At 72.6% G+C, this 14283-nt stretch carries 15 protein-coding genes; 8 read left to right on the top strand and 7 right to left on the bottom strand.

What is annotated here, in order from left to right; genetic code table 11:
• Positions 1-107: 107 nt before the first annotated feature.
• The gene (locus GGE06_RS15980) at positions 108-647 is read left to right on the top strand and encodes an Lrp/AsnC family transcriptional regulator (protein ID WP_116160030.1); all 540 of its coding nucleotides are present in this window, start codon (positions 108-110) and stop codon (positions 645-647) included.
• Between the two features lie 240 nt (positions 648-887).
• On the opposite strand, the gene GGE06_RS15985 is transcribed toward GGE06_RS15980, so the two are convergent.
• Positions 888-1478: a TetR/AcrR family transcriptional regulator gene (locus GGE06_RS15985; protein ID WP_116160029.1), complete on the bottom strand. Its 591-nt coding sequence runs from the start codon at positions 1476-1478 to the stop codon at positions 888-890.
• Positions 1475-3061 (bottom strand): 3-hydroxyacyl-CoA dehydrogenase, encoded by a 1587-nt coding sequence (locus GGE06_RS15990; protein WP_116160028.1) that lies wholly within the window; start codon positions 3059-3061, stop codon positions 1475-1477. The genes GGE06_RS15985 and GGE06_RS15990 overlap by 4 nt, the downstream gene beginning before the upstream one ends.
• 124 nt (positions 3062-3185) lie before the next feature.
• Between GGE06_RS15990 and paaN the strand changes: the two genes are divergently transcribed.
• Positions 3186-4883 carry a phenylacetic acid degradation protein PaaN gene (gene paaN, locus GGE06_RS15995; RefSeq protein ID WP_116160027.1) on the top strand — a complete coding sequence of 566 codons (1698 nt, stop codon included), beginning with the start codon at positions 3186-3188 and terminating at the stop codon, positions 4881-4883.
• Between the two features lie 40 nt (positions 4884-4923).
• Here the strand turns inward: paaN and GGE06_RS16000 are convergent, their stop codons facing one another.
• Genes GGE06_RS16000 through GGE06_RS16010 form a run of 3 tightly spaced genes read right to left on the bottom strand, consistent with a single transcriptional unit; the run spans position 4924 to position 7516 of the window.
• Positions 4924-5586 carry a TrmH family RNA methyltransferase gene (locus GGE06_RS16000; protein WP_116160026.1) on the bottom strand — a complete coding sequence of 221 codons (663 nt, stop codon included), beginning with the start codon at positions 5584-5586 and terminating at the stop codon, positions 4924-4926.
• On the bottom strand, positions 5583-6848 hold the full coding sequence (locus tag GGE06_RS16005) for an HTTM domain-containing protein (protein ID WP_184931112.1): 1266 nt from the start codon (positions 6846-6848) through the stop codon (positions 5583-5585). Before GGE06_RS16005 ends, GGE06_RS16000 begins: the two co-directional genes overlap by 4 nt.
• Positions 6845-7516: a DUF5819 family protein gene (locus GGE06_RS16010; RefSeq protein WP_312883154.1), complete on the bottom strand. Its 672-nt coding sequence runs from the start codon at positions 7514-7516 to the stop codon at positions 6845-6847. Before GGE06_RS16010 ends, GGE06_RS16005 begins: the two co-directional genes overlap by 4 nt.
• 382 nt (positions 7517-7898) lie before the next feature.
• Between GGE06_RS16010 and paaA the strand changes: the two genes are divergently transcribed.
• From paaA to GGE06_RS16040, 6 genes are all read left to right on the top strand, one after another.
• Positions 7899-8915, top strand: coding sequence for a 1,2-phenylacetyl-CoA epoxidase subunit PaaA (gene paaA, locus GGE06_RS16015; RefSeq protein ID WP_116160024.1), 1017 nt, complete (start codon positions 7899-7901; stop codon positions 8913-8915).
• Positions 8912-9199 (top strand): 1,2-phenylacetyl-CoA epoxidase subunit PaaB, encoded by a 288-nt coding sequence (gene paaB / locus GGE06_RS16020; protein ID WP_116160023.1) that lies wholly within the window; start codon positions 8912-8914, stop codon positions 9197-9199. Before paaA ends, paaB begins: the two co-directional genes overlap by 4 nt.
• Positions 9196-9924, top strand: a complete 729-nt coding sequence (paaC, locus tag GGE06_RS16025; protein ID WP_184931113.1) for a 1,2-phenylacetyl-CoA epoxidase subunit PaaC — start codon at positions 9196-9198, stop codon at positions 9922-9924. Before paaB ends, paaC begins: the two co-directional genes overlap by 4 nt.
• Positions 9918-10415 (top strand): 1,2-phenylacetyl-CoA epoxidase subunit PaaD, encoded by a 498-nt coding sequence (paaD, locus tag GGE06_RS16030; protein WP_184931114.1) that lies wholly within the window; start codon positions 9918-9920, stop codon positions 10413-10415. The genes paaC and paaD overlap by 7 nt, the downstream gene beginning before the upstream one ends.
• Positions 10416-11504: a 2Fe-2S iron-sulfur cluster-binding protein gene (locus GGE06_RS16035; RefSeq protein WP_184931115.1), complete on the top strand. Its 1089-nt coding sequence runs from the start codon at positions 10416-10418 to the stop codon at positions 11502-11504.
• 110 nt (positions 11505-11614) lie between these two features.
• Positions 11615-12748 carry an acyl-CoA dehydrogenase family protein gene (locus GGE06_RS16040; RefSeq protein ID WP_184931116.1) on the top strand — a complete coding sequence of 378 codons (1134 nt, stop codon included), beginning with the start codon at positions 11615-11617 and terminating at the stop codon, positions 12746-12748.
• A 23-nt stretch (positions 12749-12771) separates the two neighbouring features.
• Here GGE06_RS16040 and GGE06_RS16045 read toward each other — a convergent pair whose 3' ends face one another.
• The gene (locus GGE06_RS16045; RefSeq protein ID WP_116160018.1) at positions 12772-13116 is read right to left on the bottom strand and encodes a rhodanese-like domain-containing protein; all 345 of its coding nucleotides are present in this window, start codon (positions 13114-13116) and stop codon (positions 12772-12774) included.
• A 55-nt stretch (positions 13117-13171) separates the two neighbouring features.
• Entirely contained in the window at positions 13172-13981 is an 810-nt protein-coding gene (locus tag GGE06_RS16050; RefSeq protein ID WP_184931237.1) for a hypothetical protein, read from the bottom strand.
• Positions 13982-14283: the final 302 nt, after the last annotated feature.

Below are 14283 nucleotides of genomic sequence, written 5' to 3' on the forward strand. Positions count from 1 at the left end.
TTCGGTCGTGGAGGCATTTTGGCTACAGGCACCTCCAGCCTGTGGACAAACGGTTCTCCACAGCCTGGGATAAGGGCAGGTCGTCCACCGGAGAGAGGCGGGGGCACATGGCGGATGAACAAATGGCCGAGGACTGGGAGCAGGTCGTCGCCCCGGGACCGGCGGCGGGGCTCCCCGGTGTTCCCGCGCGCCCGCTGGACGCCATCGACCGCGACATCCTGCGGATCCTGCAGACGGACGGCCGCGCTTCGATCCGCTCCGTGGCCGAGCGGGTGCACGTCTCCCGGGCCAACGCGTACGCGCGCATCAACCGGCTCATCGACGACGGGGTGATCCGCGGCTTCAGCGCGCGCGTGAACCACGAACGGGCGGGGCACGGCGCCTCCGCCTACATCACGCTCAAGATCGTCCAGAACTCCTGGCGGACCGTGCGCGAACAGCTCCAGGCCCTGCCGGGAGCCGCGCACATCGCCCTGGTCAGCGGCGATTTCGACGTCCTGCTGCTCGTCCACACCCCGGACAACCGAACCCTGCGCGAGCTGGTGCTCACCAAGCTCCAGTCGATCCCCGAGGTGCTCTCCACCCGGACGCTGCTGGTCTTCGAGGAGACGGACCTGGACCCGGACCACCGCGACCCGGGCCGCTGACCCGGGCACGAGGGGACGGCAGGGCAGCCCCGTAGGCCCGTCCGGGGGAAACGGGCCGCGCGATGGCTCGCAGGCCCCTACGACGGCTCACCGGCTCCACGGGCCCGCGCGACGCTCCGCAGGCCCCGTACGACGGCTCACGGGCCCGCACGACGGCTCACCGGCCCGCACGACGGCTCCGCAGGCCCCGCACGACGCCTCAGCCGGCCCGCACGACGGCTCGCAGGCCCGTACGACGCCTCAGCGGGCCGTGCGCAGCCCGTCGAAGGCCAGGTGGACGACGGTCTCGGCGAGCTGCTCGCGCTCCGCCGCGTCCGGGTGCGGCCGGTACCACTCCACCAGCGAGTTGATCATGCCGAAGAGGAGCCGGGTCGCGAGCCGGATGTCCACGTCGGCCCGCAGGTCGCCCTCGGCGGCGGCGGCCTTCAGCAGATCGGCCACCTTGTGGTCGAACTCGCGGCGCCGCTCCATCGCCCACCGCTCGGTGGCGGTGTTCCCGCGCACCCGCAGCAGCAGCGTCACGTACGGCAGCTCCGCGATCAGCACCTCGACGGTGCGGCGCGTGACGTACTCGACCTGCTCGACGGCCTTGCCGCGGCCGGCGCCCGGCTCGTCGAGGATCCCGAAGAGCCCGTCGAGCGCCCGGCTGACCGCGCGCCGCAGCAGCTCCTCCTTGCCGGAGACGTGGTGGTAGATCGAGGACTTCGAGATCCCGGCCGCCTTGGAGAGGTGCTCCATGGACGTGCCGTCGTAGCCACGCTCGTTGAAGACCCGCACCGCCACCGAGAGCAGCGTCTCGGGGGTGTACGTGTCGCGCTTCGCCGTGGTCATCGGGAGTCCTCCGCGTCCTCGGCGGCCGCCCGGCGCACGAGGCCGAGCCCCGGCGCGTACCGGCCGTTCGCGTACCGTGCGTGCAGCTCGCGGAGCAGACCGCACGTGTGCCGGTAGCCGACCCGCCCGGCCCACTCCATCGGTCCGGCCGGATAGTTGACCCCGAGCCGCATCGCCGTGTCCACGTCCTCGGCGGTCGCGACCCCCCGGTCGACCGCGTCGGCCGCGACGTCGGCCAGCATCGCGACCGTCCGCGCGACGATCATGCCGGGCACGTCGCCGATCACGGAGACCTTCTTGCCGAGTGCCTGGAAGAGCCCCACCGCCTCGGCGAGGGCGGCGGGGTCGAGGTCCTCGCGGGTCGAGAGCACGATCCGGCTCGCGGCCGCGTAGTCGTACGCGAGGTCGAAGTAGACGATGGCCTCCTCGGCGTACTCGAAGGAGGTCTCGCCGTCCGCGAGGCTGAGCTCGGCGCCACTCGGCAGCTCGATGTGACCGCCGCCCTTTTTGTGCAGGACCGTGATTCCGGCCGCCTCGAAGAGCCCCACCAGCGGCTCCGCCGGCCCGAGGTCACCCCAGACGGTGATCCACTCGGGCGCGTTCGCGGGCGCCGCCGTGTGCGGCTCCGGCCGCTCCGCGCCCTCCGCGTACGAGAACCAGCCGTGTCCCGACTTGCGGCCGAGCCGCCCCGACTCGACGAGCCGGCGCTGCGCGAGCGAGGGGGTGAACTTCGGGTCCTGGAAGAAGGAGTCCCAGACGGACCGGGTGACGGCCTCGTTCACGTCCTGGCCGATGAGGTCGGTCAGCTCGAACGGGCCCATGCGGAAGCCGCCGCACTCGCGCAGGGCGGCGTCGATGGTGGCGGGGTCGGCCGCGCCCTCCTCGTACACCCGGAGCGCCTCGGCGTAGAAGGGGCGGGCGACCCGGTTCACGATGAAGCCGGGGGTGTCCGCGCAGCGCACCGGCGTCTTGCCCCAGCCCTTGACCGTGGCGTACGCGCGCGTGGCGACGTCCTGGTCGGTGGCGAAGCCGCTGACGACCTCGACGAGGGGGAGCAGCGGCGCCGGGTTGAAGAAGTGCAGTCCGACGAAGCGGCCGGGCAGCCGCAGTCCTCCGGCGATGGCGGTGACGGAGAGGGAGGAGGTGTTCGTGGCGAGGACGGTGTCGTCGCCGACGATCTTCTCCAGGTCGGCGAAGAGCCGCTGCTTGACCGAGAGGTCCTCGACGATCGCCTCGATCACGAGGGAGGCGTCGGCGAGCTCGGCGGGGTCCTCGGCCGCGTGCAGCCGGCCGACGGCGGCCTCGCGGGCGGCGGCGTCGAGGCGGCCCTTCTCCACCAGCCGGTCCAGGCGGGCGGTGAGGGCGGCGACCGCCTCGGCGGCCCGGCCGGGGGCGCTGTCGTAGAGGCGCACGGGGTGGCCGGCGACCAGGGCGACCTGGGCGATGCCCTGGCCCATGGTCCCGGTGCCGACGACGGCGACGGTGCGGTCCGGCCCGATGGCGGCGGTGTGGTCCTGCCCCTCGGTGGCGGTCTCACTGGTGGTCACGTCGTCGCTCCCCCTGGCGGTCACGTCGGCACTCATAGGAGTGATCCTCCCCGATGGGTTTTCCACAGGATCGGCGGACCCCCTTGTCCCGACCGATCGTTCGGTTACTCTAACTCCGTACGCGTCTCCCTGCCCAGCTCGACGAGGAGTTGGTCCATCGATGGCCACCGCTCAGCTGACCACCGACCGTCTGGCCGAGAAGCACCGGTCCACACTCGACCAGGCGCTCTCCACGATCCGCACGCGCGCCTACTGGTCGCCGTACCCCGAGCACCCGAAGGCGTACGGCACGGACGGCTCGCTCGACGCCGCGGCGGGCCTCGCCGCCCACCAGTCCGCGTTGAACACCCGCTTCGACCTCGACCAGCCCGGCACGGACGGCTGGACCGGCGGCGAGACCTCGCCGTACGGCCCGTCGCTCGGCATCGAGTACCCGCACGCCGACCTCGACGTGCTGCTCCCCGCGATGCGCGCCGGCATGGGCGCCTGGCGGGACGCCGGCGCCGAGACCCGCGCCCTGGTCTGCCTGGAGATCCTCGCCCGGATCTCCGCCCGGACCCACGAGTTCGCCCACGCCGTCATGCACACCAGCGGCCAGGCGTTCATGATGGCGTTCCAGGCCGGCGGCCCGCACGCCCAGGACCGCGGCCTGGAGGCCGTGGCGTACGCGTACGAGGAGCAGACCCGCACGCCCGCCGGGCGGGCCGGCTGGTCCAAGCCGCAGGGCAAGCGCGACCCCCTGGAGCTCAGCAAGGAGTTCACCCCGGTCGGCCGCGGCATCGCCCTGGTCATCGGCTGCAACACCTTCCCCACGTGGAACGGCTACCCGGGCCTGTTCGCCTCCCTCGCCACCGGCAACCCGGTCCTGGTCAAGCCGCACCCGCGCGCCGTCCTGCCGCTCGCGCTCACGGTGAAGGTCGCGCGCGAGGTCCTCGCCGAGGCCGGCTTCGACCCGAACCTGGTCGCGCTGGCCGTCGAGCGCCCCGGCGAGGGCATCGCCAAGACCCTGGCCGTGCGCCCCGAGATCCGGATCATCGACTACACCGGCTCCACCGCCTTCGGCGACTGGCTGGAGGACAACGCCCGGCAGGCCCAGGTCTACACCGAGAAGGCCGGCGTCAACACGGTCGTGGTCGACTCCACGGACGACTACAAGGGCATGCTGGCCAACCTGGCCTTCTCGCTGTCGCTGTACAGCGGCCAGATGTGCACCACCCCGCAGAACCTGCTGATCCCCCGCGACGGCATCACCACCGACCAGGGCCCGAAGTCGTACGACGAGGTCGTCGCCGACCTCGCGGCGGCGGTCGGCGGCCTGCTCGGCGACGACGCCCGGGCCAACGGTCTGCTCGGCGCCCTGGTCAACCCGGACGTGAAGGCGCGCCTGGAGGCCGCCGCCGGCCTCGGCGAGGTCGCGCTCGCCTCCCGCGAGGTGGTCAACCCGGAGTACCCGGACGCCGTGGTCCGGACGCCGGTCATCGTGAAGCTGGACGGCTCCAAGCCGGACGCCCAGGCCGCGTACTTCTCGGAGTGCTTCGGCCCGGTCTCCTTCGCGGTCTCGGTGGACTCCACCGCCGACGCCCTGGAGCTGCTGCGCCGCACGGTCCGCGAGAAGGGCGCCATGACGGTCGGCGCCTACACGACCTCGGCGGACACCGAGCGCGCGGTGGAGGAGGTCTGCCTGGAGGAGTCGGCCCAGCTCTCGCTGAACCTCACGGGCGGGGTGTACGTGAACCAGACGGCCGCGTTCTCCGACTTCCACGGCTCCGGCGGCAACCCGGCGGCGAACGCCGCGCTGTGCGACGGCGCGTTCGTCTCCAACCGCTTCCGGGTGGTGGAGGTCCGCCGCCAGGCCTGACCCACGGTCTCGTGGAGGCCCTCCGGGGCCTCCACGACTCCTACGGCGCCTCGATCTCCGCGTACCGCTGCACCCAGGCGTGCATGGCGATCGCGGCGGCCGCGCCCGCGTTGATCGAGCGGGTCGAGCCGAACTGCGCGATCGAGCAGACCATCTCCACGTGGGCGCGGGCCTCCTCGGTGAGCCCCGGGCCCTCCTGCCCGAAGAGCAGCACACAGCGGCGGGGCAGCACGGTCCGCTCCAGCGGGACGGAGCCCGGCAGGTTGTCGATCCCGATGACCGGGATGCCCTCGGCCGCCGCCCACGAGGTCAGCGACTCGGTGTCCGGGTGGTGCCGGACGTGCTGGTAACGGTCGGTGACCATGGCGCCGCGCCGGTTCCAGCGGCGCCGGCCCACGATGTGGACCTCCTTCGCCAGGAAGGCGTTGGCGGTCCGTACGACCGAGCCGATGTTGAAGTCGTGGCCCCAGTTCTCCACCGCCACGTGGAAGTCGTGCCGCCGCGTGTCCAGGTCGGCGACGACCGCCTCGCGCGTCCAGTACCGGTAGCGGTCGACGACATTGCGCCGGTCGCCGTCGGCGAGCAGCTCGGGGTCGTACCGCTCGTCCCGCGGCCACGGCTCCGGGTGCGGCCCGACGCCGATCTCGGGGCCGAACCCCTCGTCGTACTGGACCGGCTCGGGCTGTTCTTCCGTGGTGCTCACCCGACGAGGGTACGGGGACCGTGCTCCTCACCCGTACGGCGCTGCTCGGGCAGCGTCTCGGCGGGGCTCTCGTCGGAGCTCTCGGTGGGGGTCCGCTTCAGCAGCCGGTCCCTGCCCCGGACCACCCGGGCACCCAGCCACACCAGGAACGCCGTCGGCAGGAACACGGCGTCGGCGGAGATCATCGCCAGCGAGAAGACCGGAAGCCCGAGGAGCACCGCGATCCCGGCGTGCTCGGCCATCATCACGACGAGCAGGACGTTCTTGACCTTGCGGTTGAAGAGCGTGAAGGGGAAGGCGACCTGGACGATCACCGTGCCGTAGCTCAGCAGCATCACCATGACCCCGCTGGAGCCGAGCAGGTCGGAGAGGAACGGCCAGGGCGAGAAGTAGTCCAGGTGGAGCGGGTAGAACAGCGCGGTCCCGTCCTGCCAGCGCGAGCCCTGGATCTTGTACCAGCCGGCCGTGGAGTAGATCAGACAGACCTCGGCCATGATCACGACGAGGACGGCGTTGTGCGCGAGGTTGGCGAGGGCGTCGAGCAGGGTGCGCGGCTCTCCGGGCGCGAGCCGGCAGACCAGCCACCACAGCCCGTTCCCGAGCCACAGCACCCACAGCAGCACCGGCACCCACCACTCGCCGGAGACGTCGCCGAACCAGGTGGCGGCGAGGAGGAAGCCGCCGAGCACGACCCACAGCAGCGGTCCGACGACATCGCGGCGCGGCGGCTCCCCGGCGCGGGCCGCGCGCTCCTCGCGGGCGGCGCGCCGGGCGTCGAGGGACCAGACCCGGCCGCAGCGGGTGAAGACGAGGTAGATCGCGGCGAGGTGCAGGACGTTGTCGCCGCCGTCGCCGACGAAGACGGAACGGTTCAGCAGCGAGAGCACGCCGACCATGAAGACCACGGACACGGCCCGGGTGCGCCAGCCCACCAGGAGCAGTGCGGCGGACAGCACGGCGAGCCCGTAGACGATCTCGAACCAGAGCCGGCCGTCCGACCACATGAGCACCGTGAAGGCCCGGTTGTCGGCGATCAGCCGCTGCGCCAGCTCCCAGGACCAGGGCCCGTCGGGCCCGTACAGCTGGTGGCGGTACGGCAGCTCGCGCAGCAGGAAGAGCAGCCAGGTCAGCGAGAAGCCGATCCGTACGATCGCGCTCTGGTACGGGGCGAGGGTGCGGCCCGTGACGGCCTGCACGCCGCGGGCGAGCCGACGGTCGAAGGGTTCGCGGGCACGCGCGGGCGTGGCGGGGGACATGCTCATCGGCCCGCCTCCGTGCGGCTCGTGTCGCTGCCGGCGGACCGGTCGGCCTGGGTGATCGTCCACCACGGGAAGTCGCGGTAGGAGGGGGTGGTCCGGTTCTTCTCGGTGCTCCACCGGGCGGCGGGGACGAGCCGGGAGACGGTGCGGAGCTGGATGCGCCGTACCTCGGGGCCGAGGGACCCTCCGGCGGGGCCTTCGAGGGCGTCGAGCCTGAGCATCGCGAGCCGGCGCATGTACTGCTCCGAGAGGGTGCCGCGCATTCCGTTGGGGCGGTTGTCGTCGGTGTGCGTGTTCAGCAGGAAGTCCACGGCCCTGCGGAGCTGGTTCTGCTGGGAGTGGCTGGGCATCGGGTTGTGGCGGATGGCCTCGATGTCCTGCGCGGTGAGGTCGATCCAGGCGGTGGTGCGGCGGCCGCCGTCGGCGCCGGGGGTGAGCTCGGCGCGGACCTCGACGGAGAGGTTCGTCTGGAGCGGATTGGGCGCGAAGAGCTTCCAGTTCTGCTCGAACTCGGGGTAGATCCAGTCGCTGACGGCCTCGCCGTGCCGCTTGGTCAGCGTGTTGGACGGCGCCACGTGCAGGAACACCATCGCCAGGTGCACGCAGGTGAACACGGCGACGACGGCGAGCGCCACGGCGACGACGACCTGGTAGGGCAGCGAGAGACCCATGATCCCGACGCCTGCCACCTTGTCCGCGGACGGCGGGGCCTCGGACGGAGCGCCCGGCAGGTCTTCTGCGGGGGTGCTGGCCTGGTCTTCGGCAGCGGCGCCCGACGGGGCCGCGGCAGGGGCGCCCGACGGGTCTGCGACAGGGGCGACCGGTGAGTCCTCGGCGGCTGTGACCGGCGAGGACTCGGCAGCTGTGACCGGAGGTTCCCCGGGGGGTCTGAGCCCCTCCTCGCTCACCTCGACCGCGTCCTTTTCGACGTACGCGTCCATCCCGCCCCGATCCCGATCGACCCACCTCGGTTATCCACAGGGTTGACACCATACGGGCCGCCGACCCACCATTGAAGTCATTCAACCGAACGATCGGTCGGTAGGGGGTCTGATGACCGCAGTGACGGCAGGGACGGCAGGGACCACGGGCGCGCCCGGCGTGTCGGACACGGCCGCGGCGGCCGAGCAGGCCGCTTACGAGGCCGTGTTCGACGCCGCCGTCGCCGCCGACGAGCGGATCGAGCCGCGCGACTGGATGCCCGAGGCCTACCGCGCCTCGCTCGTCCGGCAGATCGCGCAGCACGCCCACTCCGAGATCATCGGCATGCAGCCCGAGGCGAACTGGATCACCCGCGCGCCCTCGCTGCGGCGCAAGGCGATCCTCATGGCCAAGGTGCAGGACGAGGCCGGCCACGGCCTGTACCTGTACAGCGCGGCGGAGACACTCGGCACCAGCCGCGACGAGCTCCTCGACAAGCTCCACTCCGGCCGCCAGAAGTACTCCTCGATCTTCAACTACCCCACGCTGACCTGGGCCGACGTCGGTGCGATCGGCTGGCTCGTGGACGGCGCGGCCATCACCAACCAGGTCCCCCTCTGCCGCTGCTCCTACGGCCCGTACGCCCGCGCGATGGTCCGGGTCTGCAAGGAGGAGTCCTTCCACCAGCGCCAGGGGTACGAGGCCCTGCTCGCCCTGTCGAACGGCACCGAGGCCCAGCACGCCATGGCGCAGGACGCGGTGGACCGCTGGTGGTGGCCGTCCCTGATGATGTTCGGCCCGCCGGACGACGAATCGACCCACACCGCGCAGGCGATGGCCTGGAAGATCAAGCGCCACTCCAACGACGAACTGCGCCAGCGCTTCGTCGACATCGCCGTCCCGCAGGCAGAGGCCCTCGGCCTCACCCTCCCCGACCCCGACATCCGGTGGAACGAGGAGCGCGGGCACTACGACTTCGGCCCGATCGACTGGGCCGAGTTCTGGGACGTCCTCAAGGGCAACGGCCCCTGCAACGACCAGCGGCTGAGCAAGCGACGCCAGGCCCACGAGGACGGCGCCTGGGTCAGAGAAGCGGCGGCGGCCTACGCGGAGAAGCACACCGGAAAGCACGGGGAGGCACAGGCATGACGAGCGACAGCTGGCCGCTGTGGGAGGTGTTCGTGCGCTCCCGCCGCGGACTGTCCCACACCCACGCGGGCAGTCTCCACGCACCCGACGCGGAGATGGCCCTGCGCAACGCCCGCGACCTGTACACCCGCAGGTCCGAAGGCGTGTCGATCTGGGTCGTCCCCTCCACCGCCATCACCGCCTCCTCGCCCGACGAGAAGGACCCCTTCTTCGAGCCGGCCGCGGACAAGCCCTACCGCCACCCGACCTTCTACGAGATCCCCGAGGGGGTGAAGCACCTGTGACCGGCACCACCGACACCCGCGCCGCCGCCGCGGCGCTCGCCCTCGGCGACGACGCCCTCGTGCTCTCCCACCGCCTGGGGGAGTGGGCCGGCTCCGCCCCCGTCCTGGAGGAGGAGGTCGCCCTGGCCAACATCGCCCTCGACCTCCTCGGCCAGGCCCGGGTCCTGCTCTCCCTCGTCGGCGACGAGGACGAACTGGCCTACCTCCGCGAGGAGCGCGCCTTCCGCAACAGCCAGCTCGTCGAGCAGCCCAACGGCGACTTCGCCCACACCATCGCCCGGCAGCTCTACTTCTCCACCTACCAGCGGCTCCTGTACGGGCAGCTGGCCTCCGGCGACGGCCCCTTCGCCGGCCTCGCGGCCAAGGCCGTCAAGGAGGTCGCCTACCACCAGGACCACGCCGAGCACTGGACCCTGCGCCTCGGCGACGGCACCGCCGAGAGCCACCAGCGGATGCAGCGGGCCTGCGACGCCCTCTGGCGGTACACCGGCGAACTGTTCCAGCCCGTCGACGGCCTCGACCTCGACCTCCCGGGCCTGGAGACCGCCTGGCTGGACTCCGTCACCGCGGTCCTCGGCCGGGCCACCCTCACCGTGCCCTCCGGACCGCGCACCGGCGCCTGGAGCGCCGGCGCCGGCCGCCAGGGCCTCCACACCGAGTCCTTCGGACGGATGCTCGCCGAGATGCAGCACCTGCACCGCAGCCACCCGGGGGCGACATGGTGACCATGACGGCCCTGGAGGAGGAACTGAGCCGCATCGCCGGCTCCGTCCCCGATCCGGAGCTGCCCGTCCTCACCCTCGAGGAACTCGGCGTCATGCGGGGCGTGCACGTCCTCGGCCCCGGCCGGGTCGAGGTCTCCCTCACCCCCACCTACACGGGCTGCCCCGCCATCGAGGCCATGGCCTCCGACATCGAGCAGGCCCTCCACCGGCACGGCGTGCCGGACGTCACCGTCGTCACCGTCCTCGCCCCCGCCTGGTCCACCGACGACATCAGCGAGGAAGGACGGCGCAAGCTCACCGAGTTCGGCATCGCCCCGCCGCGCCCCCAGGGACCCGCCGGCGGCCCCGTGCCGCTCACCCTGGCGATCCGCTGCCCGCACTGCGGATCCACCGACACCGAGCTGCTGAGCCGCTTCTCCTCCACCGCGTGCAAGGCCCTGCGCCGCTGCACCGCCTGCCGCGAACCGTTCGACCACTTCAAGGAGTTGTAGATGGAGTCCTCAGCCGCCGCACGGGCCGGGTTCCATCAGCTCCAGGTGAGCGAGGTCGACCGCCTCACCGACGACTCCGTGGCCGTCACCTTCGCGGTCCCGCCCGAGCTCCACGAGTCCTACCGGCACCTCCCCGGCCAGCACCTCGCCCTGCGCCGCACCGGCGAGCAGGGCGAGGAGATCCGGCGCACCTACTCGATCTGCGCCCCCGCCGCCCCGGCCGGCGAGGCCCCCGTCCTGCGCGTCGGCATCCGGCTCGTCGACGGCGGCTCGTTCTCGACGTACGCCCTCAAGGAGCTGGCCGTCGGCGACCTCGTCGAGGTCATGGAGCCGATGGGCCGCTTCTCGCTCACCCCCCGGCCCGGCCACTTCGCCGCCGTCGTCGGCGGCAGCGGCATCACCCCGGTCCTGTCGATGGCGGCCACCCTGCTCGCCCGCGAGCCGGAGGCCCGGTTCTGCCTGATCCGCAGCGACCGCACCGCCGCGTCCACGATGTTCCTCGACGAGGTCGCCGACCTCAAGGACCGCTACCCCGACCGCTTCCAGCTGGTCACGGTCCTCTCCCGGGAGGAGCAGCAGGCGGGTCTGCCCTCCGGTCGCCTCGACCGCGAGCGGCTCACCGGACTGCTGACCGCGCTGCTGCCGGTCGACACGATCGACGGCTGGTTCCTCTGCGGCCCCTTCGGACTCGTCCAGGGCGCCGAGCAGGCCCTGCGCGGCCTGGGCGTCGACCGGGGCAGGATCCACCAGGAGATCTTCCACGTCGACGACGGCTCCGCGCCCGCCCCGGCCCCCGCGGCCGACGCCCCGGCGCACGCCACCCTGACGGCCACCCTGCACGGCCGGTCCGGCAGCTGGCCCGTCGAGCGCGGCGAGACGCTGCTCGAAACCGTGCTCCGCGCCCGCGCCGACGCCCCGTACGCCTGCAAGGGCGGGGTGTGCGGCACCTGCCGCGCCTTCGTGGTCGGCGGAGAGGTGCGGATGGACCGCAACTTCGCCCTGGAGCCGGAGGAGACGGAGGCCGGATACGTCCTGGCCTGCCAGTCCCACCCGGCCACCCCGGACGTGGAGTTGGACTTCGACCGCTGACGAACGGTGGCGCCGACGAGGTGCGGCGCCACCATTCCCTTCCCCTAGAACCTGTTCTATCTTGACGACCCGTCAGAAGAACAGGCTCCGGGCAACGGGAAGGCAGCACCGTGGACTTCACCTTCACCGAAGAGCAGCAGGCGGCCGTCGAAGCCGCCAAGGCGGTCTTCAAGGACGTCACGCCCGACGCGGTCCCCAGCCCCGCCCTCACCCCGGGCGCCGTGGCCGAGGACCTCGACCGGCCCCTCTGGTCACGCCTCGCCGCCGCCGACCTCCTCGGCCTCACCCTGGCCCCCGAGCACGGCGGCGCCGGCCTCGACCCCGTCGCCCTCTGCCTCGTCCTGCGCGAATCCGCCCGCGTCCTCGCCCGCGTCCCGCTCCTGGAGACCAGCGCCGTCGCCCTGACCGTCGAGCGGTACGCCCACCCCCGTACGACCGCCGGACTCCTCCCCCGCATCGCCCGCGGCGAACTCGTCCTCACCGCCGCCTCCCACGGACGCACCGGCCACGAACCCGCCGACCGCGCCGTCACCGCACGCCGCGACCAGGCCGGCTGGATCCTCGACGGCGTCCAGACCGCCGTCCCCTGGGCCCACGGCGCCGACCTCATCGCCGTACCCGCGCACACCGCCGAGGGCCGCACCGTCCTCGCCCTGCTGCCCCGCACCCACGACGGCCTCGGCCTGACCGCCCAGTACTCCACCAACGGCGAACTCCTCGCCGAACTCCACCTGGACGAGGTGCGCCTCGACGAGACGGACGTCATCGACGCCGACGGCGCCTGGGAACGGTTGCGCGACATCCTCACCACCGGGACCTGCGCGCTCGCCCTCGGCCTCGGCGAGGCCGTCCTCGCCATGACGAGCCAGTACACCGGAAAACGCGAACAGTTCGGCCACCCCGTGGCCACCTTCCAGGCCGTCGCCGTCCAGGCCGCAGACCGCTACATCGACCTGCGCGCCATGGAGGCCACCCTCTGGCAGGCCGCCTGGCGCCTCGGCGGCGAAGCCGGCGGACCGCTCCCCGCCGCGGGGGACGTCGCCGTCGCGAAGATCTGGGCCTCCGAAGGGGTCCGCCGCGTGGTGCAGACGGCGCAGCACCTGCACGGCGGCTTCGGCGCCGACACCGACTACCCGCTGCACCGCTACCACGCCTGGGCCAAGCACCTCGAACTGTCCCTCGGCCCCGCCGCGGCCCACGAGGAGGCCCTCGGCGACCTGCTGGCCGCCCACCCCCTCGGCTGAGGCCCCGGACGGCTCAGAAACCCTCAGAGAACGAAGGCCGGGCTCCCGCTCTCCGTCACCATCGGGCGCCCGGCACCGTCCCAGGCCTGCATCCCGCCGTCGACGTTCACCGCGTCGAAGCCCTGCTGCACCAGGTACTGGGTGACCTGCGCCGAACGGCCGCCCACCCGGCACATCACATAGGCGCGACCGCGCTCGGCCACGGCCTCCGTCACCTCACCGAAGCGGGCCACGAAGTCGCTCATCGGCACGTGCAGCGCACCCTCGACGTGACCGGCCGCCCACTCGTCGTCCTCCCTGACGTCCAGCACCAGGGCATCCGCCGGCACGGAAGCCGCGTCCACCGAGGGCAGCGGGGAGAAATTCATGGGACAAGCCTTCTCTCGTCGTCAGCCGCCCGAAGGACCCGGGCGCACGGAAAACCTACTGCACCAGACCCGCGAGCTCGCTCTCCCGCTCGGAGACCTGCGCGAGCAGCTGCTCGGCGATCTCCTCCAGGAGCTGGTCCGGGTCGTCCGGCGCCATCCGCAGCATCGCGCCGATCGCGCTCTCCTCCAGCTCGCGCGCCACCGCCGACAGCATGTCCTTGCGCTCGGCCAGCCACTCCAGGCGCGCGTACAGCTCCTCGCTCTCGCTGAGCCGCTCCTCGGCCGGCGCCGGTCCGGCCTCCCACTCCGCGGACAGCTCGCGCAGCAGCGCCTCGTCGCCCCGGGCGTAGGCGGCGTTCACGCGCGTGATGAACTCCTCGCGCCGCTTCCGCTCGTCCTCCTCGCGCGCCAGGTCGGGGTGGGCCTTACGGGCCAGCTCGCGGTAGAGCCTGCGGGCCTCCTCACCGGGCCGGACCCGCTTCGGCGGCTGCACGGGCCGGTCGGTGAGCATCGCGGCGGCCTCGGGGGAGAGGCCGTCGGTGTCGATCCAGTCGTTGAACAGCTCGTCCACACCGGGCATCGGCAGCACGGCCGCCCGCGCCTCCTGCGCCCGCCGCAGATCCTCAGGATCCCCGGTACGCGCCGCCCGCGCCTCGGCGATCCGCGCGTCGAGCTCGTCGAGGCGCGCGTACATCGGCCCGAGCTTCTGGTGGTGCAGCCGCGAGAAGTTCTCCACCTCGACGCGGAAGGTCTCGACGGCGATCTCGAACTCGATCAACGCCTGCTCGGCCACCCGCACAGCCCGCTCCAACCGAGCCTCAGGCCGCTCGTCCCCGGCCTGCCCATCGGCACCCTGCGAGTCCACAGGCTGCTGGTCCGCAGACTGCTGGTCCGCACCGGGCTCGGCCCCGGACTGCTGCTCCCCGGACTGCCGGCCCGCGTCCTGAGGGTCCCCGGACGGCTGGTCCGCGCTCTGAGGGTTCCCGGACCGCTGGTCCGCGCTCTGCTCGGGCCCGACCTGCGGGTCCCCGGACCCAGACCGCTCGTCCACGGGCTGCTCGGCCTCGGGCCGGTCGTCCCCGGGTCCCTCGTTCACACCCTGGTCCACGCTCACGTCCACGCCCGCCAAGTCCTCGTTCCGCCTCGTCCCGTCCAGCCTACGGTCCT

This window comes from Streptomyces nymphaeiformis, assembly GCF_014203895.1.
In the GTDB taxonomy this organism is placed as follows: Bacteria; Actinomycetota; Actinomycetes; order Streptomycetales; family Streptomycetaceae; genus Streptomyces; species Streptomyces nymphaeiformis.

Bases quoted from the DNA above. Each gene is read 5' to 3' on its own strand.
- GGE06_RS16045 (WP_116160018.1), bottom strand. From the start codon at position 13,116: ATGAATTTCTCCCCGCTGCCCTCGGTGGACGCGGCTTCCGTGCCGGCG.
- GGE06_RS16010 (WP_312883154.1), bottom strand. From the start codon at position 7,516: ATGGGTCTCTCGCTGCCCTACCAGGTCGTCGTCGCCGTGGCGCTCGCC.
- paaD (WP_184931114.1), top strand. From the start codon at position 9,918: ATGGTGACCATGACGGCCCTGGAGGAGGAACTGAGCCGCATCGCCGGC.
- paaA (WP_116160024.1), top strand. From the start codon at position 7,899: ATGACCGCAGTGACGGCAGGGACGGCAGGGACCACGGGCGCGCCCGGC.
- GGE06_RS15980 (WP_116160030.1), top strand. From the start codon at position 108: ATGGCGGATGAACAAATGGCCGAGGACTGGGAGCAGGTCGTCGCCCCG.
- paaN (WP_116160027.1), top strand. From the start codon at position 3,186: ATGGCCACCGCTCAGCTGACCACCGACCGTCTGGCCGAGAAGCACCGG.
- paaB (WP_116160023.1), top strand. From the start codon at position 8,912: ATGACGAGCGACAGCTGGCCGCTGTGGGAGGTGTTCGTGCGCTCCCGC.
- GGE06_RS16005 (WP_184931112.1), bottom strand. From the start codon at position 6,848: ATGAGCATGTCCCCCGCCACGCCCGCGCGTGCCCGCGAACCCTTCGAC.
- GGE06_RS16035 (WP_184931115.1), top strand. From the start codon at position 10,416: ATGGAGTCCTCAGCCGCCGCACGGGCCGGGTTCCATCAGCTCCAGGTG.
- GGE06_RS15985 (WP_116160029.1), bottom strand. From the start codon at position 1,478: ATGACCACGGCGAAGCGCGACACGTACACCCCCGAGACGCTGCTCTCG.
- GGE06_RS15990 (WP_116160028.1), bottom strand. From the start codon at position 3,061: ATGAGTGCCGACGTGACCGCCAGGGGGAGCGACGACGTGACCACCAGT.